Origin of the sequence: Flavobacterium sp. UBA6195, from assembly GCF_002422095.1 — a bacterium.
In the GTDB taxonomy this organism is placed as follows: Bacteria; Bacteroidota; Bacteroidia; order Flavobacteriales; family Flavobacteriaceae; genus Flavobacterium.
Genome location: NZ_DITB01000067.1, coordinates 1 through 19,246, shown reverse-complemented (window position 1 = coordinate 19,246; position 19,246 = coordinate 1). Strand labels below are relative to the sequence as shown.

The 19,246-nt window shown below is 31.8% G+C and carries 23 protein-coding genes; 22 read left to right on the top strand and 1 reads right to left on the bottom strand.

What is annotated here, in order from left to right; genetic code table 11:
* The first annotated feature begins 244 nt into the window (after positions 1 to 244).
* The 7 genes from B4I81_RS05770 to B4I81_RS05740 all read left to right on the top strand — a co-directional run bounded on the left by B4I81_RS05770 (position 245) and on the right by B4I81_RS05740 (position 8,746).
* The gene (locus B4I81_RS05770) at positions 245 to 1,153 is read left to right on the top strand and encodes a hypothetical protein (protein WP_291108642.1); all 909 of its coding nucleotides are present in this window, start codon (positions 245 to 247) and stop codon (positions 1,151 to 1,153) included.
* Positions 1,154 to 1,242: 89 nt separating this feature from the next.
* A complete protein-coding gene (locus tag B4I81_RS05765; protein WP_153200096.1) occupies positions 1,243 to 1,524 on the top strand; it encodes a helix-turn-helix domain-containing protein in 282 nt (93 codons plus the stop codon).
* 185 nt (positions 1,525 to 1,709) lie between these two features.
* Positions 1,710 to 3,902: a VapE domain-containing protein gene (locus B4I81_RS05760; protein WP_291108640.1), complete on the top strand. Its 2,193-nt coding sequence runs from the start codon at positions 1,710 to 1,712 to the stop codon at positions 3,900 to 3,902.
* A 389-nt stretch (positions 3,903 to 4,291) separates the two neighbouring features.
* Positions 4,292 to 5,176 (top strand): DNA adenine methylase, encoded by an 885-nt coding sequence (locus tag B4I81_RS05755; protein WP_414655090.1) that lies wholly within the window; start codon positions 4,292 to 4,294, stop codon positions 5,174 to 5,176.
* 1 nt (position 5,177) lies between these two features.
* Positions 5,178 to 6,077 carry a type II restriction endonuclease gene (locus B4I81_RS05750; protein WP_291108638.1) on the top strand — a complete coding sequence of 300 codons (900 nt, stop codon included), beginning with the start codon at positions 5,178 to 5,180 and terminating at the stop codon, positions 6,075 to 6,077.
* Between the two features lies 1 nt (position 6,078).
* Positions 6,079 to 7,875 (top strand): ATP-dependent nuclease, encoded by a 1,797-nt coding sequence (locus B4I81_RS05745; RefSeq protein ID WP_291108636.1) that lies wholly within the window; start codon positions 6,079 to 6,081, stop codon positions 7,873 to 7,875.
* On the top strand, positions 7,868 to 8,746 hold the full coding sequence (locus B4I81_RS05740) for a DNA-methyltransferase (RefSeq protein WP_291108634.1): 879 nt from the start codon (positions 7,868 to 7,870) through the stop codon (positions 8,744 to 8,746). Before B4I81_RS05745 ends, B4I81_RS05740 begins: the two co-directional genes overlap by 8 nt.
* Before the next feature lie 13 nt (positions 8,747 to 8,759).
* Here B4I81_RS05740 and B4I81_RS05735 read toward each other — a convergent pair whose 3' ends face one another.
* Entirely contained in the window at positions 8,760 to 8,984 is a 225-nt protein-coding gene (locus tag B4I81_RS05735) for a hypothetical protein (RefSeq protein ID WP_291108632.1), read from the bottom strand.
* A gap of 394 nt (positions 8,985 to 9,378) precedes the next feature.
* Between B4I81_RS05735 and B4I81_RS05730 the strand changes: the two genes are divergently transcribed.
* The 15 genes from B4I81_RS05730 to B4I81_RS05660 all read left to right on the top strand — a co-directional run bounded on the left by B4I81_RS05730 (position 9,379) and on the right by B4I81_RS05660 (position 19,095).
* Entirely contained in the window at positions 9,379 to 9,681 is a 303-nt protein-coding gene (locus B4I81_RS05730) for an ArsR/SmtB family transcription factor (protein WP_291108630.1), read from the top strand.
* Between the two features lie 60 nt (positions 9,682 to 9,741).
* A complete protein-coding gene (locus B4I81_RS05725; RefSeq protein WP_291108628.1) occupies positions 9,742 to 9,978 on the top strand; it encodes a thioredoxin family protein in 237 nt (78 codons plus the stop codon).
* A 7-nt stretch (positions 9,979 to 9,985) separates the two neighbouring features.
* Positions 9,986 to 10,372, top strand: coding sequence for a rhodanese-like domain-containing protein (locus tag B4I81_RS05720; protein WP_291108626.1), 387 nt, complete (start codon positions 9,986 to 9,988; stop codon positions 10,370 to 10,372).
* Between the two features lie 15 nt (positions 10,373 to 10,387).
* Positions 10,388 to 11,362, top strand: coding sequence for a permease (locus B4I81_RS05715; RefSeq protein WP_291108624.1), 975 nt, complete (start codon positions 10,388 to 10,390; stop codon positions 11,360 to 11,362).
* A 2-nt stretch (positions 11,363 to 11,364) separates the two neighbouring features.
* Positions 11,365 to 11,820: a DinB family protein gene (locus B4I81_RS05710; protein WP_291108622.1), complete on the top strand. Its 456-nt coding sequence runs from the start codon at positions 11,365 to 11,367 to the stop codon at positions 11,818 to 11,820.
* Complete coding sequence (locus B4I81_RS05705; RefSeq protein WP_291108620.1) at positions 11,810 to 12,463, top strand: formylmethanofuran dehydrogenase subunit E family protein; 654 nt, start codon at positions 11,810 to 11,812, stop codon at positions 12,461 to 12,463. Before B4I81_RS05710 ends, B4I81_RS05705 begins: the two co-directional genes overlap by 11 nt.
* A gap of 9 nt (positions 12,464 to 12,472) precedes the next feature.
* Entirely contained in the window at positions 12,473 to 12,889 is a 417-nt protein-coding gene (locus B4I81_RS05700) for a nitrophenyl compound nitroreductase subunit ArsF family protein (RefSeq protein ID WP_288982607.1), read from the top strand.
* Positions 12,890 to 12,940: 51 nt separating this feature from the next.
* Positions 12,941 to 13,642 carry an aromatic aminobenezylarsenical efflux permease ArsG family transporter gene (locus B4I81_RS05695; RefSeq protein ID WP_288982605.1) on the top strand — a complete coding sequence of 234 codons (702 nt, stop codon included), beginning with the start codon at positions 12,941 to 12,943 and terminating at the stop codon, positions 13,640 to 13,642.
* Positions 13,643 to 13,829: 187 nt separating this feature from the next.
* Positions 13,830 to 14,162, top strand: a complete 333-nt coding sequence (locus B4I81_RS05690) for an ArsR/SmtB family transcription factor (RefSeq protein WP_291108615.1) — start codon at positions 13,830 to 13,832, stop codon at positions 14,160 to 14,162.
* Between the two features lie 18 nt (positions 14,163 to 14,180).
* Complete coding sequence (locus B4I81_RS05685; RefSeq protein WP_291108613.1) at positions 14,181 to 14,651, top strand: DUF6428 family protein; 471 nt, start codon at positions 14,181 to 14,183, stop codon at positions 14,649 to 14,651.
* A 28-nt stretch (positions 14,652 to 14,679) separates the two neighbouring features.
* Positions 14,680 to 15,312, top strand: a complete 633-nt coding sequence (locus B4I81_RS05680) for a low molecular weight phosphatase family protein (protein ID WP_291108611.1) — start codon at positions 14,680 to 14,682, stop codon at positions 15,310 to 15,312.
* A gap of 2 nt (positions 15,313 to 15,314) precedes the next feature.
* Complete coding sequence (gene arsB / locus B4I81_RS05675) at positions 15,315 to 16,391, top strand: ACR3 family arsenite efflux transporter (protein WP_291108610.1); 1,077 nt, start codon at positions 15,315 to 15,317, stop codon at positions 16,389 to 16,391.
* Positions 16,392 to 16,533: 142 nt separating this feature from the next.
* A complete protein-coding gene (locus B4I81_RS05670; protein WP_291108608.1) occupies positions 16,534 to 17,592 on the top strand; it encodes an ArsO family NAD(P)H-dependent flavin-containing monooxygenase in 1,059 nt (352 codons plus the stop codon).
* Between the two features lie 6 nt (positions 17,593 to 17,598).
* Positions 17,599 to 18,372 (top strand): metallophosphoesterase family protein, encoded by a 774-nt coding sequence (locus B4I81_RS05665; protein WP_291108605.1) that lies wholly within the window; start codon positions 17,599 to 17,601, stop codon positions 18,370 to 18,372.
* 3 nt (positions 18,373 to 18,375) lie between these two features.
* A complete protein-coding gene (locus B4I81_RS05660) occupies positions 18,376 to 19,095 on the top strand; it encodes a metallophosphoesterase family protein (protein ID WP_291108603.1) in 720 nt (239 codons plus the stop codon).
* Positions 19,096 to 19,246: the final 151 nt, after the last annotated feature.

Below are 19,246 nucleotides of genomic sequence, written 5' to 3'. Positions count from 1 at the left end.
TCCAAAACCCTAGCAAATACAAGCCCTCGCAATTTTGTTAAAAACTTGTACGAAAAACAACGCAAACAAGTACTGAATTTGTTCTAATTTTAGGCATCCCAAATAGTAAAAAAAATCCAAAATCATATTGAAATTTACTTGAAGTATACCTGAACTTCAAGCTAATAAACCATTTCAATTCGTGACTTTGGAAAAAGTGTAACCAAATAACAAATAATGAACAAATTTAACACCGGCAAAAAACGTGAACTTAAAAGGGCAAAACATCAAAAAATCATTGTTCTCAGAATGGAGAACCATCGACACAGCACAAAGTGCAGCTTCTATTTTTGACATTACTCACGACCAGGAACCCACACTGGAAAACTATTGTATTGCTTTACTCGAAAAAGTATTTACAATCCCACAATCCCAACTCCCCGAATTCATAAACTACCAACTCCAACTTGCCCAAGACGGAAACACCTGGTTAAACAAATTCGAAAAATTATTAGCCAACAATGAAGAACTATTCTTTAGCCAAAAGGCATTGAGTAGATTCAATAAATTGTACAACATCATTGAGAAAAAACGAACGGAGCTGCAATCTTCGAGCGTAAAAGAAACCAAACAAATTACTCCAAAAAGGTTAATTAATGCCGAATCGGAAGATCGTTATTTTTCGTTTTTTGAAATCAAACATCAGGTTGAAAAAATGGAATCGTTCAATGAACAAATCTTGTTTTTAAACGAAGAAATTTTCGAATACCGACAAGCCGACATCATTTCAATCAACAACAAGCTGCAAGCTTATGACCAACAATGCGTTCAATTCATTGAAAAATTACAAACGCTTCGCAAAATGCGTTCCGAAATTGAGAAGGAAAAAGAACTAGAACTGGAGAAAAAACTAACCACTAAAAAGCTAAAATTCAACGGAAATCTAAACCAATTAGTAGACATATTCTACCAACTAAGTCGTGAGCTATTTGTTGATGGAAAATCTTTTATTGATGCTTCCAATGGCGAAATCGTAAATATGATAGTCAATAACTTTATCGACAAAGACAACAACGAAATAAGTCCCCAAACAGTCGAAACCATTCTCAAACCATCACGAGGCGATAAACGACCAAAGACCCACAAAAGAATAGACCTCGACAACTTCCTCTAAAAAATAATAGTCCCTTGGGACCCGATTGGGACTAAGGGACTTTTTTTTACTTCACAATTTTGCTCCATAAACTTTTAAAAACTACGAAAATGGAAGCAATTATTTTAACAAAAGACCAGTACAACGACTTAATGGCAAAATTAGACGCAATTCAAAGCCAACTAAACACCAAGCCAGACCCAAAGAAAGAAACCTTCTTAGACAATCAAGAGTTCATCATGCTCATGAAAATCTCCAAACGCACAGCGCAAACATGGAGAGATGAAGGCAAAATCTCATTCAGTCAAGTAGGAAGCAAAATCTACTACAAACTTTCCGACGTTGAAAAACTACTACAAGAACACTACAATAAATCATTCAAAGGAAAATAGTATGAAATGCCCTTTAACAAATTTTCAAAACAACCTCGATAATTCTCTAAGGGCATTACATCTTCCTTAATTTAAAATATTATATAAGGATGAACCAGTGCAACGGAACCTGCGAAGCTTGTGACTGTAAAACAGGAACAACCACAAAAACTATTCACTAATCACTTTTCACTAATCACTCAAACATGATAACAATCTTCAAAAACTTCAACGAAGTAATAGAACACAAAACAATTCCCGAAATCCTGCAAGAAATCAAAACAGGAAAGTACAGACCAGGGATAACCTATTTGCGTAAATCATTAGCCGAAAACAAACTAGAAGCCTATGAAAAAGCCAAAAAATCATTGCCTGCATTCACACCTTCAGGAAAATTTGTAGGTGGAAGAAAAATGGAATTTCTGGAAGCATACTCCAATTTCATAATCCTAGACATCGATAAATTAAGTCAAACCGATTTACAAAACGCAAAACACAAAGCCAACCAATCCGAATACACCTATGCAAGTTTCATAAGTCCATCAGGCAATGGATTAAAAATTCTAGTAAAAGTAAACACCACAAAAGAAGACCACAAAGAAACCTTTTTGGCCATCCAAAAACACTATGAAATCCTATTAAACCATGAAATAGACAAATCCGGAAAAGACATAACCCGACTATGTTTCTACTCATTCGACGATAACCTCTATCAAAACGAAGCTGCAAAGACATTTGTCACATCGAGCGAAGTCGAGATGAGTTTGAGCGGAACAGCCTCAAATCAATCTTGTCATGCTGAACTCGTTTCAGCATCTCAACTGCCAACCGCGACTGCGACTGTGACTAACAGCGAAGCCATCTACAACCACTGCGTTCGTTTCACCGAAAAAAAAGTGCAATACGCGACAGGTAGCCGAAACGTATTCGTACACCAACTCGCGTGTAATCTAAACCGAAAAGGCATTTCATTAAACGAAGCACTAAGCTTCATATTAACAGACTTTGGCTATGACGAAAAAGAAGTAACACAAACCGTTCACAGCGCCTACGGAAACATTCACGAATTTGGCAAAGATGAAACTATACACAAACCAAAGAAACCGAAAACAGAGAACCGACAACCGACAACAAGCGCAGCTGACGAAGACGACGAAGACAAACCAAAACCAACACAAATCGACCGATTAGAACTATTCCTTTCAACAAGATATGTATTTCGGCATAACATGGTTTCAGGCAAGTTAGAGTTTCAATATTTCGGAAAAAAGAAATGGCATGTAATGAACGACTTCATAGAAAACTCAATGCTTCGCGAATGTTTAAAAGGAAGAATCAAAACAAACCTCTCTTCTTTGCGAAACCTATTGTATTCCGATTTCTGTGAATTATACAATCCTTTCGAAGATTACTTTTACAATCTGCCATCGTATGATGAAAAAACAGACTATATTTTAGAATTGGCAAACACCATAACCACCACAAAACAAGAACTTTGGCAAGAGTGTTTTAAAAAATGGATTGTAGCAATGGTAGGTTGTGTATTGGATGACAAAGTAATCAATCACACCGTAATTGTATTCAGTGGAAAACAAGGATTAGGAAAAACCACTTGGGTAGAAAAACTAGTGCCTAGAAAATTAAAAGAGTATTTGTTCTCAGGAACCATAAACCCAAACAACAAAGACACTTTAGTGCAGCTTTCAGAATGTATGTTAATCAACCTGGACGAATTAGAAAACCTAAACCGTTCCGAAATTGGAAGCTTAAAAGAAATCATCACAAAGACACAAATCAGAATGAGAAAAGCCTACGGACATAACAACGAAACCATGCCAAGACGCGCATCATTTGCCGGAAGTGTCAACACAGCACAATTCTTAAACGATAGTACAGGTAGCAGACGTTTCCTTTGTTTTGAAGTAGAAAACATCCAATACCAACATGAAATAAATATTGACAATGTATTATCACAAGCCTTGTATTTATTCAAAAGTGGATTCAAACATTGGTTCGACCAAGAAGAAATCAAAAACATCACCGAAAACAACGAACAATACCAACTACGAAGCCCAGAAGAAGAATTGCTTTTAACATGGTTTTCTCCAGTAACTAAAAATGAAAGAAATGAATATATAGATAATGAAGGTAACGTTGTGGCTCTCCACCCTTCGGGGGGAGTTGGAGGGGGGCTGCACTATTTAAACGCCTCGCAAATAGCAGCTAAACTAGCCGAAAGAGCAAAAATCACAATCACCGATGGAACCATAAACAAAATAGGAAAAGCTTTAAAAAAACACAATTTCACAAGACTAATGCGAAAAGGAAGTCCAGTCTACGCAGTAAAAGAATTTACTTACGAAGAAGTAGATCAAACCAACAGACAATCCGAAATATAAACACCAAATAAAAAAAAGTGGAAAATTATATTTTCCACTTTTTTTTCTGCAAACTGATCACCGAAAACTGACCACTAAAAAGAGGGTGTAAGGGGTGTAACCAAATTTCAACACAAACATTTTTAGTTTTTTTACTTTTCAAATTTTCTAGCAACATCAGCACAATCAAAAGCAAATCAATAAAGGACTAAGTATAGTTTGCACCCAATTCTCCAAATAAATCCGTTTTTTTAATTTCTGAAAAAATAAAAATCTTTTACACGTTTTTTCCCTACACCCTACACCCTGCATAATTTTGCACTATTTCTCATCATTTTTAACGTAAATAAGGATTTCCTCATTTTGGTTTCGATAGCTTTTTTGTATGTTTGTAAACAATACTAGAATTTATGAATGCAAAACCGTTTTTAAAGTGGGCTGGTGGTAAAACACAATTGATAGGAGACATAGAAAATGTATTGCCAAAGAAATTTATTGCTAATAAATTCACTTATATTGAACCATTTGTTGGCAGTGGTGCCATTTTATTTTGGATGTTAAATAACTTTCCGAAAATAGAAAAGGCTGTTATCAATGATATCAATACAGACTTAATAAACACCTATAAAGTTATTGCTTCAAAACCAAATGAGCTTATTTCTTTATTGAAAGAATTCCAGACAGAATATCACAATATTGATACTGATACAGAACTCAAAAGAGAATATTATACAGCAAAAAGAACATTATTCAATACACGTTCAACAGATAAAGAAACACAAGCTGCACTATTCATCTTCTTAAACAGAACTTGTTTCAATGGATTGTTCAGAGTAAATAAAAGTAATGCCTTCAATGTTCCAATAGGAAGTTATAAAAAGCCAATGATTTGCGATGCTGATAATTTATTAGCAGTTAGCGAAGCACTTCAAAAAGTGGAAATTCTTACTGGAGATTATCAACAAACACTTTCACATGCTGAAAAACCAGCATTGTTTTATTTCGATCCACCATACAAACCATTAAATAAAACCTCTAGTTTTAATTCGTATTCCAAGGATGAATTTGATGATAATGAACAAATTCGTTTGAGAGATTTTTGCAAAACCTTAAATAACTTAGGACACAATTGGATTTTAAGTAATTCCGATGTAAAAGGTAAAGACTTAGAAGATAATTTCTTTGATGATATCTATGAAGATTTTAATATCAATAGAGTTTTTGCAAGAAGAAGTATCAATGCTAATGCTGAGAAAAGAGGAAAATTAACCGAACTATTAATTACCAACTACTAAAATGAATAAACTTTGCCAATTACTCAATATAGAAAATGAAGATTTACTTTTTGAGCAAATAACAACCTCATTTAAAGATAAAGGAATATTACTTTGGGATTACTTTGTGAACTGGGAAAAGGTTTACAAAAATATCAAGCCCATAGAAAAAGAATTAAATCTTTTAAATGTTTTGATTGGTAAAGAAAAAATCGAACAAGAAGTTTTTGAATTGATTAAAGAATATCCTCAGGTAATCAAGGCATTCCCTTTTTTAATTGCATATAGAGATACTCAAGTTTCTATGCTTACCGATGTAACAGAATTTTTATACAAGGATTACGATTTTAAAAGCCGACAATTATCAAATGAAGATTGTCAAGATTTAGCAACCTTTTTTATAAAATCTGGTTTAGGTGATTTAGTAAAAGATAAAAAAGTAAAAAACCTAGTTGATTATGTTACTGGTGTAGAAGTTGGTTTAGACAGTAACGGTAGAAAAAATCGTGGTGGAACCATGATGGAAAACATCGTAGAAACATTTGTAAAAAAAACTTGTGATGAGTTAGGTTTACAATACATGAGCCAAGCCAATGCTAAAAAAATTAAATCCCAATGGGGTATTGAAATACAAGTAGATAAATCATCCCGTAATTTAGATTTTGCTATCAATAAAAATGGAAAATTGTATTTTATTGAATGCAACTTCTATGGTGGCGGTGGATCAAAACTAAAATCAACAGCCACTGAGTATGTGAAAATGAATGAATATTGGAATGATCAAAATATTACTTTTATTTGGATTACAGATGGTGCAGGTTGGAAATCAACATTAAAACCATTAAGAGAATATTTTGATAAAGCGGATTATTTATTGAATTTAGAAATGTTAAAAACAAATGTTTTAAAAAGTATTTTGTAAAATGTATATAGACAAAATATATATTAAAAACTTCAAATGTTTTCAGGAAATTGTACTGAACTTTGATCCCGAAATTAACCTAATAATAGGAGGCAATAATAGTGGAAAATCAACGATATTTGATGCCTTGAGGTTATGGCAAATAGCATTTGTAAAATTTTTAAAGGATAGAACAAATAATAAGCAATCATCATTTTATTCACAAAGATATTTTTCTTTTACAATAGAAGATATATCGTTTTTAAGAGTTTCTAAGTTTGAAAAACTTTTTTTTAATCCAAATAGTAATGCAAAAAAATTTGAAATAAGATTAACGTTTAAAGGAAATAATAATGTTGTAGAATTACCAATAATTTTCACAAGAACAGGAGAAGGTCAAGTTTTACGTTTTGAATTATGCAAAAATAATGAAAAAAGAAATCAGGCTTCCGATTCACTTTCTGACGTTTTAGATGTTGCTAAAGGGACTGATTTTAAAACATCTTCACTTTTTACTTACATTAATCCTCTTTTTAAAATTCCACTTTATGAACCAAGTTATTCAAAAGGGTTTATATTAAATAGCTTACATCAAGCTAAAGTTAATGAAATAATTAGAAATCTTATTCACGAACATGCTCCATTAAAAAAAGAAAAAGTTTCTAACCCAAATAGAAAGCTTAAAGGTGATAAACTTATTGAAATAGAAAGAGATTTGACTTTAATTTTAAATAGTTATAAAACAACAAATCCAATATTTGAGTTTTCAACTCAATTAGAAGATGAGGATGTTTATATTAGTTTGTTTGGAAAAAATACAGTAACTGGAATAGAGGTTGAAATTAGTCAATTAGGTAGCGGAACACTCAATATACTAAATATTCTCTCAGTTTTAGCATTTGGTGATTATGAGAATTTCAAAATTAATGCTTTACTTCTTGACGAACCTGATTCTCATCTTCATTCAAATCATCAGAAAAATTTATTTGAATATTTAAAACAAAAAAGTAAAGATGAAAACAAACAAATTTTTATCATTACGCACAATCATGAACTAATTGACTGTTTTGATAAGGTATTATTTCTTGATCCTAAAAGGATAAAAAAAGAAATCTCTATAAATGCGATTCCAAATAGTCAATATTATGATGTATATAAAGTGATTGCACCAGAATATCACTTAAAAATGTTAGAAATAGCTAAAAAAAAGGAAATAGAAAAAGAGCTTCATAATTTAACAAAACCTACAATTTATTGTGAGGGAACATCAGATGTAGCAATTATTAACTTGGCTTATAAAAAAATTTATGAACAAGAATTGTTTTTTAATGATCAAGTCAGTTTTTTAGGTGGTGGTGGCGAAGGTGAAGTGGGAAACAAATTAAAAAATAATAATACAGACTATAAAGTTATTGGCATACTGGATAATGATTATGCAGGTCAAAGCCAGATGAAAAAACTTACTAAAGACCATGGTTTTAATCAATTAAATGATATTACTTATAATAATAAGAAAAGTTATTTAGTAATGTTACCAATACCAAAATTCCGTTTCGATAGTGCTATCTATTTTGAAACAAAAACTTTCATAGAATATTTATTTACAGATGAAACACTAGAAAATAAATTAGGTATAGAGTTAAAAGAACACAAGGGAGAAAGTTTTAAAAGATTTGATGAAAAACAATTAGATTCAATTAAACTTGACATCATAAAGAATATTGATAAGTTAGAAAAAAATGATTTCAAATATTTTATTCCTATTTTTAATAGAATTGCAGAAATTATAGATTTTGAATTACCTAAAATAAATGCTTAAACCATATTTCAAATCCGAAGACAAAAACTTTTACCTTTTGCAAGGTGATTGTAAAGAGCTTTTGCCTCAATTTGAACATAAATTTGATATGGTTTTTGCAGATCCACCTTACTTCCTTTCTAACAATGGTTTATCTATTCAGAGTGGTGAAATTGTTTCAGTAAACAAAGGAGCTTGGGACAAATCGGAAGGGTTTGATTTTATCAATGATTTTAATCGTACTTGGTTAAAATTGGTAAGAGAAAAACTAAAAGATAATGGCACTATCTGGATAAGTGGGACCTATCATAACATTTTCTCAATCGGTCAATTATTACAAGAATTAGATTTTAAAATCTTAAATGTAATTACATGGGAGAAAAACAATCCACCACCTAATTTTTCATGCAGATTTTTTACGCATTCAGCTGAATTAATTATTTGGGCACGTAAAAAGGAAAAGGTACCACATTACTACAACTATGAGTTAATGAAGCAACTAAACGGAAACAAACAAATGAAGGATGTTTGGAAATTACCTGCTATTGCTAAATGGGAAAAATCATGCGGTAAACATCCAACCCAAAAACCGTTATCAGTATTAACGCGTATCATTTTGGCTTCAACTAAACCAGGAGCATGGATTTTAGATCCATTTGCAGGAAGTTCAACAACCGGAATAGCAGCTAATTTAGCTAACAGAAGATTTCTAGGTATAGATATGGAAACAGAATTTCTAGAAATGAGTAAGAATAGAAAATTAGAAATTGAAAATCCTAAAATAGCTTTAGAATACAAACAAAAAATAAGAGGTTTTGAAACTAAAAATCAATTACAAATGTATTTAGAAGAAGAACCATGCGAACCTTATTCAAAGGATTTGGAATTGTAATTAACAAAGTGTTTTAAGAAATACTTTTAAACTCAATATCCCATAATTCCATTTGATGAGTATTAACTAAAGACATGCATTCTTCAATAGCCTTCTCTTTGCTTTCTTCATCAACAACCCAAGCAACTGATAAATTGTTAATCCCTAAAAATTTAGAGCTAAAGTCAGTAACACCACAATTCAAAAACATTTCTAAGTTTTTTTGTTCTCCGCTAAATTTTGCTGTTATTGTTCTCATTTTTAATAGGAAATTAAATAAAGTATAAAGATAATTTAAAAATTCGTTTAGTGCAAATAAGTGTAAAACTATAATAAATAAAATTATCTCATTCAGCACCACAAAAATCGCTCCTATCCTGTGCCGATAACTATCTGTATTCAAGTATTCCTAGGTCAATGCTACCAGTTGCTACAAAGCCTGTCCTGAATTTAAATCGAAAGGTTAATTTTAGGTTTGCTAAAAACTACTTTAGTAAATTTATATGAATTCATTTCATAATAAAAACTTTCAAATATACATTCAAGGAACCAATTTCTAATCCATACAATTTCCATCAGTAAAAAAAAATATCATTCCCTTTTTTTTTTTACAAAAACTATTCGTAATTTTACGAATAGAAATTCAAAGGATAATGAAAACCAATAAAGAAAATCAATTTACATCCCTTCAGGTAGATACAGCCCGCTTTGCAAAAGCACTTAGTCACCCTGCTAGAGTAGCTATTTTAGAGTTACTAAACTCGCAATCATGTTGTTATCATGGTAATATGGCAGATGAATTGTCAATTGCAAAGTCCACACTATCACAACACTTAAACGAACTTAAAGAAGCAGGTCTAATTCAAGGAACTATTACGGCACCTTCAGTAAAATACTGTATTAACAGAGAAAATTGGGCGTTAGCGAAATATCTATTAGGTAACCTTTTAAAATAAAAAAATTTAATAACTATGTTCGTAATATTACGAACAATAATAACAATAATAACAAAAATTATGAGCACAATTATTAAAGTATTAGGACCAGGTTGTCCAAAATGTAAAACAACTTTTCACAATGTGGAAGAAGCAATTAAACAATTAGGTATAGAGGCAACCATCGAAAAAGTAGAAGACATTGAAGAAATGATGAAATACAATGTCTTAACAACCCCTGTATTGGTTATTAATGAAGAAATTAAAATCAAAGGCAGAATTGCTCAAATAGACGAAATTAAAGAACTTTTAAAATAATTAAATCATGGAAAATCAAACATTAGTTAAAGAAATTTGCCCTACTACAACGCAAACTTGGGTAAAAGAAGGTGCTTTATTAGTAGACGTGAGAGAAAATGATGAAGTTGCTGAATTAGCTTACGATGTTCCTAATCTATTGCATATTCCATTAACGCAATTTGAAGAGCGTTTTCAAGAAATACCAAAAGACAAAAAAGTAGTTATGGTATGCAAAAGTGGTGGGCGTAGTTTAAGAGCGGCTGGCTTTTTAGTAAATCATGGTTATGAAAACGTAGTAAATATGCAACACGGCATCATCCGTTGGGTTCAAAAAGGATTTCCAACAAAAGGGAATACCGCTTCGGTTTTAGGTACAGATGGTGGATGTTGCGCTTCTTCAAGTTGTTGTTAATTAAATTAGAAAATCATGTTTGATTGGTTACAAAATTTAGCCGATTGGTTAATTTATTCCGTGTTTCAAATTGCACAAGGAAGCAAGCTAGGCGATGCCTTGAATTTCTTTGTGTACGATACGATTAAAATTCTAATCTTATTGTTTTTGATTACTACAATAATGGGGATTGTCAATTCGTATTTCCCAGTAGATAAAATCAGAAATTACCTGTCACGAAACAAACTATACGGTTTAGAGTATTTGTTTGCTTCAACATTTGGAGCCATTACGCCATTTTGTTCGTGCAGTTCGGTGCCATTATTCATAGGTTTTGTAAAAGGCGGAATCCCACTTGGTGTAACTTTTGCTTTTTTAATCACATCACCATTAGTAAACGAAGTAGCCATTGCTATGTTTATCGGGATGTTTGGCTTAAAAGCTACTTTAATCTATGCAATAAGTGGAATTCTATTAGGAACTATTGGTGGAATTATTTTGAACCAATTAAAATTAGAAAAACACTTGTCGCCTTGGGTACAAGGTATTTTAGCCAATGCTAAAAAAGAAGGCGATTTAGAGGATGAAAAACAAACATTTACCCAACGTTTACCTTTAATTTTTTCTGAAGCTTGGGGCATTATCAAAGGCGTATTTTGGTACATTATCATTGGAATCGGAATCGGAGCATTAATGCACGGTTTTATACCAACAGGTTTTTTTGAAGCTTACATTAGCAAAGACAATCCTTTTGCCGTGCCAATTGCAGTAATTTTAGGAGTGCCAATGTACAGCAATGCAGCAGGAGTTTTACCAATAATTCAAGTATTTGTACAAAAAGGAATTCCTATCGGTACAGCAATCGCATTTATGATGGCAGTTGTAGGGTTATCCATTCCCGAAGCAACACTACTCAAAAAAGTAATGACTTGGAAACTAATAGCAATATTCTTTACGGTTGTTACCATTTGTATCATTATTTCGGGGTATTTATTTAATATAATATTATAACTATGAAAACCAAAACACAATTTTTTTTAGAACTTTGGTTAGAATCTCGTACACGATTCACTAACCAATTAGAAAACATCACAACTGCTGATTTAACCAAAAAGTTACCACCTTCGGTAAATAGTGTTGGTTTTTTAATTCGTCACATAGGGGATGTAGAGTTACTTTTTGCAAAAAATGTTTTTGGAGCAGCAGAAGTCAAAGTAGTAGCTAAAACGGTCATTGATAAATACGATAGTGGCGAATGGACAGACTTAGAAGGTTTAAAACAATATGTAAATCTTTCTTTTGATCAATTAAAAACAATCGTTGAAAAACAAACAGTTGAAGAATGGGAAACAACAATAACTACAAAAGAATTTGGTACAAAAACCAAAGCAGAAGCATTTGGTAGAATAGTTTCACATACAGCCTATCATGCAGGTCAATTAGCAATTATCAATAAGTATGGCAAATAATCTTATTAAAATAGTTTTTCTATTTATCATAAATTTTAGTTTTGGTCAAACCATTACGGTTAATGATACTGATTTTTCAAAAGGGAAATTAGGAAACATTCAAAAAATTAAAGTCAACGATATTGCCAAATTACACGGTCATGTTTGCGATGGATTAATAGAAGGTTATTTAGCTTTAGATTTCGGCCTAAAAGAATTGTATCCTGATGGAGTTGTAGATAGAACCAATACAAGAATTGTGAGTAAATCATCTCCTTGTTTAACGGATGTTGCCATTTACATCACAGGAGGCAGAATACAATACGATACTTTTTATGTAGACAATGCTATTGAAGGTTTGTATATTGTTCAAAGAATAGATACAGGTAAAACCATTAGTATTACACGAAAACCTAATGTAAAACCAGCAATTATTGACGAATTAGGCAACAAAGCTATAAAAGGAGAATTAAACGAATGTGAACTCGAAGAATTAAAGAAATTGGAAGAAGCGTATGCTAAAATGCTAAAAAAAGCAAACCCTGAAGATGTATTTGAAGTAACTGAGATTGTTAATTTCATCTGGCAACCCAAAACCGAAATACATACTAAGACAGATATAATCAATAAACATAAAACAAACTGTAATAACGAACTCAAATAATTATAAATCATGAAAAATAGAATCTTAACATCCGTAATGGCAACTTTTATGTTGTTATTCATTTCTTTTAGTGGAAATGCACAAACAAAAAAAACAACACCTAAAGCTAATGCTTCTAAAGCAACTGTTGAAGTAATTCAATTTCATTCCGAGCATCGTTGTATGACTTGTAATAAAATTGAAAAACTAACACGTCAAACCTTAAAAAAGGATTTTCCAAAAATTTCATTTACATTGGTAAATGTCGATGATGCTAAAAACGAAAAGAAAGCAGAACAATTTGAAGCTACAGGAACAGCTTTGTTTTTATACAATCCTAAAACAGGAAAGAAAAAAGACTTAACCGATTTTGCTTTTATGAATGCAGGTGATGAAGCTAAATTTCAAAGAGAGTTGAAATTAGAAATTGAAAAATTCAGTAAATAGTCAAGATTTCAATTGGCGTATTGCCTAATTGACGCATTAGTACATTAAATTATGGAATGGTTAAACGAATTAGCTCAAAACAGAGAAACACCAGTAGTAGCGGCTTTGGCATTAGGATTACTTACAGCTATTGCACCCTGTCCTTTAGCAACAAACATAACGGCAACAGCTTTTATTGCTAAAACCATACAAAGTAAAAAGAAAGTAATTCTAAGCGGATTGCTGTACACATTAGGCAGAATGCTGTCTTACACTGTTTTAGCAACCATTATCTACTTTGGGGCGAGTAAATTTCAAATAGCTAAAGTATTTCAGGGAAATGGGGAAAAATATATTGGTTTTGTTTTAGTCCTATTAGGTTTAATAATGTTAGACATCATCAAATTCAACTTCATAAAAGGCGGAAATCTTACCGATAAATTATCCGATAAATTCAAAACTAAAGGTTTACTAGGTTCGTTTCTATTAGGAGCTTTATTTGCCTTAGCATTTTGCCCTTATAGCGGTGCTTTATATTTTGGAATGTTAATTCCTATGACCATTCAATCGGGTTTAAGTTTACCAATTGCATTTTCATTCGGAACCGGATTACCTGTAATTCTCTTCGCTTTTGTTATTGCATTTAGCATTCAAAAATTAGGATTATATTTCAATGCCATTACAAAATTTGAAAAATGGATGCGAATCATTGCTGGAATTACTTTCATTCTAACAGGTTTGTATTACATCAATATTTTTTTCAAAATTTTGTAAAACTTAAATAAAAAGAAAGGGATTTAGATTTGTATTTCCCTTTCTTTTTTACCATAGATTTTAATTAAAATAATATTTAAAATCATCTCATTTAAAAATAAAATTTAAATACGTAACAATAATATAACATATAATAATAGGATTATTTATCGTTATATTATAATATTGCAATATAAATATATATACTATGGGAGTATCCAAAACAGAAAATTTCACAAAGGAACAAAACGAGTTAGCAACATTAGCTAAAGCATTAGGACATCCTGCACGTATTGCCATTATAGAGTATTTATTAAAAGTAGATACTTGTATTTGTGGTGACATTGTTAACGAATTGCCTTTGGCACAACCAACCGTTTCGCAACACTTAAAAGAACTTAAAAATGCTGGATTAATACAAGGTTCTTTTGAAGGAACTTCAATTTGTTACTGCATAAGTGAAAAAGGAATTGAAAAAATCAAAGGTTTCTTTCAAGATATTACCAATCATTTAGAAAAAAAGAAAAATCAATGTTGTTAAATAAATAAGAGTATAAAAATGAAACTATCACAAATTAAAAGCATATTAGCTACAGTAGAAGCGGTGAACTTCAAACTTCCTAATGGTACATCTGTTCCAGAACATTTTCACGTTACAGAGGTTGGATTAATTACTAAAAACTTTATTGATTGTGGCGGAACAGTTCGCAACGAAACAGTAGTAAATTTTCAATTGTGGTATGCTAACGATTTTGAACATCGTTTAAAACCACAAAAACTAATGAATATCATCCAACTATCTGAAAAAGTGTTAGGCATTCAAGACTATGAAATTGAAGTAGAATACCAAGACACTACTATAGGTAAATACGATTTAGACTTTAATGGATCTGATTTTGTTTTAGTAAATAAACAAACAGCTTGCTTAGCTCAAGACCAATGCGGTATTCCACAAGAAAAACCAAAAGTTAGATTATCAGATATGAATAACGAAACCAGTTGTTGTACTCCAAACGGTGGATGTTGTTAATATAAGTGGAACCAATAAACGAAACAAAATGATAGTAGAAAAAAAACAACTATATCCAGTATTAGGTGAATATTTAAAGAATATCAATCTTAATAGTGTTACTAACGAGCGTAAAGAAATACTCCAACCATTAGTAGAGTACATTCAAAGTAAAGTAGATAATAAAAAACAAATTAGAATTAATTTCATTTGTACACACAATTCAAGAAGAAGCCACTTATCTCAAATTTGGGCACAAACGGCAGCTGCTTTTTTCCAAATTGATAATGTGTTTTGTTATTCAGGTGGTACAGAAGCAACCGCTTTGTTTCCTATGGTAGCTAAAACCTTAGCAAATTCAGGATTTAACGTACTAACAGCTATGAGTGGCGATAATCCTGTATATGCTTTTAAATACGCTTCAAATGAGCATCCAGTAATTGGCTTTTCAAAAAAATATGATGATGAATTTAATCCTGAAGGAGAGTTTGCAGCCATCATGACCTGTTCACAAGCTGACGGTGGTTGTCCATTCATTGCAGGTGCCGAAAAAAGAATCCCTATTACTTTCGATGATCCTAAAGAGTTTGATAACACACCGCTTCAAGAAGAAAAATACCAAGAAAGAAGTTTACAAATTGCAACCGAAATGTTTTTCGTTTTCTCACAAATTAAAAAATAAGTATGACAGCAAATAATTGTGCTCCAGTAGTAAATAGGAAAAAATTAAGTTTCTTAGATAGATTTTTAACACTTTGGATATTCCTTGCTATGGCTATAGGGGTAGCAGTGGGACATTTCATTCCTTCAAGTAGTAATTTTATTAATTCCTTTTCAAGCGGAACAACTAATATTCCATTAGCAATAGGTTTAATTTTAATGATGTATCCACCATTAGCCAAAGTTAATTATTCAAAAATGGGTGAAGTATTTAAAAACACCAAAGTGTTAGGAGCTTCATTATTATTAAATTGGATTATTGGTCCTGTTTTAATGTTTGTCTTGGCTTTGTTTTTTCTAAATGGTTATCCAGAATACATGATTGGAGTTATCTTAATTGGTTTAGCTCGTTGTATTGCAATGGTAGTCGTTTGGAACGATTTAGCCGAAGGTAACCGTGAGTATGGTGCCGGATTAATTGCTTTGAATAGTATTTTTCAAGTATTGTTGTATAGCGTATATGCTTATTTTTTTATTACCGTTTTACCTCCTTATTTTGGTTTTGAAGGTTTTGAAGTAAACATAAGCATTGGTCAAATTGCGGAAAGTGTTGGAATTTATTTAGGAATTCCATTTGCTTTAGGAATTATAAGTCGATACGCTTTAATCAACTTAAAAGGCGAAGAATGGTTTCAAAATAAATACGTTCCAATTATTTCACCAATAACGTTAATTGCATTATTATTTACCATCGTTTTAATGTTTAGTCTAAAAGGAGAACTAATAGTACAAATCCCATTTGATGTGGTTCGTATCGCAATTCCATTAGTAATTTATTTTATAGTCATGTTTGTAGTTAGTTTCTTTATTGGTAAATTTTTTGGTGCCGATTATTCTAAATCAACAGCATTAGCATTTACAGCTACAGGAAACAATTTCGAATTAGCAATTGCAGTAGCTATTGGTGTGTTTGGTATTAATAGTGGACAAGCCTTTGCTGGAGTTATTGGTCCTTTAGTAGAAGTTCCGGCATTAATAGCATTAGTAAATTTAGCTTTCTGGTTTAGAAAAAAATACTATACAAAAGAAGTTTTGGAATAAAAACCTTCTGTGCTTAGTTTGCATAATAAGGTCTTATTGCCTGAATCATAAGTACTATCATAAGTAAGGATACTGTATTAAAGAATTGATTGTGAATAGACATAAGTTTGCTTATTGCTTAAATCAACCATAAAAAAATGAAATGAAAAAAATCTATGATGTAATTGTGATTGGTGGTGGTCAAAGTGGCTTAGCTTGTGGTTATTACTTACGCAGAAGCAAACTAGATTACCTCATTTTAGACAAACAGAAAGAATGTGGAGGTGCCTGGCATAATGCCTGGGATAGTCTAACATTGTTTTCTCCTGCACAGCATAGCTCGTTACCAGGCTGGCTAATGCCAAAATCTGAAAATCTATTTCCATTAAAGCAAGAAGTAATAAATTATTTGTGTCAATACGAACAGCATTATCAATTACCCGTTGAGAGAAATATAACAGTAGATAAAATAACTACAGTAGATAAAATATTCAAAATTAGCACAAACAAAGGAGATTATTTTGCCAGAGCTACTATAGCGGCAACAGGCACTTGGAATAATCCATTTAAACCTCAAATAAAAGGTCTTGAGACTTTCAAAGGAATCCAAATCCATTCAGCAAATTATAAAAATGCCGAACCGTTCAAAAATAAGAAAGTTTTGGTAGTGGGTGAAGGTAATTCAGGAGCACAAATTGTAGCAGAAGTTTCTAAAGTAACAACAGTAAAATGGTCTACCAGAAAGCCACCACAATATTTACCGGACGATGTAGATGGATTCTATCTTTTCAATGTAGCTTCAGCTAAATACAATGCCGAAAAAAAGGGAATACCTTTTAATGCTTCTAATTACGATTTAGGAAATATAGTCATGGTTCCTTCTGTAAAAGAAGCACGTTCAAGAGGTGTATTAAATTCAAGTGGCAAATTTGAAAGCATTTATGAAAATGGGGTACTCTGGTCTGATGGTACAAAAGAAGACTTTGATGTGATAATTTGGTGCACTGGTTTTGGTTATGCAACCTCTTTTTTAAAAGAGATAGTTAATACTGATGAAAGAGGTATTGTAAAAACCGAAGAAAGTAAAGCAATAGAAGTTAAAGGATTATGGCTGGCAGGCTATGGAAATTGGACAGGCTACGCTTCAGCTACCTTAATAGGTATAAACAGAAATGCAAAACAGACCATTCAGGAAATAATAGAATTTTTAAACTATAAATAAAGTATTATGAAAATAGTGTTATTTAGTGATATTCACGCTAATTTACCGGCATTAGAAGCTTTCTTTAAAGACATTGTAAAAGTAAAACCCGATGCCATTTATTGTTTAGGGGATTTAGTTGGCTACAACATCTGGCCAAACGAAGTAATAAATGAGATCCGAAAAAGAGGTATTCCAACCATTGCCGGAAATTATGATTTTGGTATTGGCAGAACCAGTGATGATTGTGGTTGTGCTTACAAAACAGATGATGAAAAAGCCAATGGTGCAATTTCTATTTCATATACCAATTCAATTGTTAATAATGATGAAAGACAATATTTGCGTTCACTTCCTGCTCATATTAAATTAGAATTTCAATTGAATAATGACAAACTGAATTTATTGCTTGTTCACGGAAGCCCTAGAAAAATTAATGAGTATCTTTTTGAAGATAGGGACGAAAAAAGCATGTTACGTATTATGGAAAATGCCGATGCTGATATCATGTGTTTTGGACATACTCATAAGCCATACCATCGCGTATTAAAGTCAGGGACTGAAGACCAAAATCGTTTTCGACATGCTATAAATATTGGTTCGGTTGGGAAGCCTAAAGATGGTGATCCAAGAGGTGGATATGTTATTCTTACGATAGACGAAAACAGCTCCATAAGTAATAAAGATAGTATTACTGTGGAGTTCCTTCGCTTTGAATACGATGTTGAAAAAGCAGCAAAAGCAGTTGAAGAAAGCCCATTGCCAAATGCCTATGCTGAAAGCCTAAGAAAAGGAATTTAAACTATGAAAATAGCCATTATATCTGACATACACGCCAACTTTCCAGCATTGGAAGAAACTTTGAAAAGTATTCAAGAAAATGATGTTGATGTAATTTATTGTTTAGGTGATTTGGTAGGATATAATATTTGGCCAAATGCCGTAATTAGCGAGATAAAAAAACATAAAATCCCCACTATTGCAGGCAATCATGATGTAAAAGCAGTAGAACTACACAAAATGAAGTCTTTTGAAACCAGTTCAAGTATTGCATATCAGATGATAGCCAAAGAAAATGTAGATTTCTTAGAAACACTTCCAGCTAATATAAAATTAGAATTTAATAATATGAATATGATTTTAGTGCACGGTAGTCCATATAGCAATACAGAATATTTGCATGAAGATAGAGAAGAAAGAGATATTATCAACATGCATGAAGATACCAAAACAAACATCATTGTTTGTGGTCATACACATATTCCATATCACCGTGTAATTAAAAACCAAAACAATTCCTTTTATCACGTAATAAATGCAGGCTCAGTAGGAAAACCAAAAGACGGAAATCCAAAAAGTTGTTATGCTTTAATTACAATCGATAAGAATGCTAATGGATATGATAAAGATGATGTTAAAGTAAAATTTATTCGTGTCAAATATGACATACAAAAAGTAACAGAAGCAATTTTAAATAGTGATTTACCCGAAGTATACGCTAGTATGCTAAAAAGAGCATATTGATTTGTTTGAAAAAAAGAATAAAATTATAACAACTTCTTTATTAATTAGAATTCATATTAAATCTTTTAAATAGGAACGCTTCGCTAAGTTATTTGCGCCCACCCAGTCCAACGCTCCCCACCGCATAAGTGGTATTTTGTGTGTTTTTAGC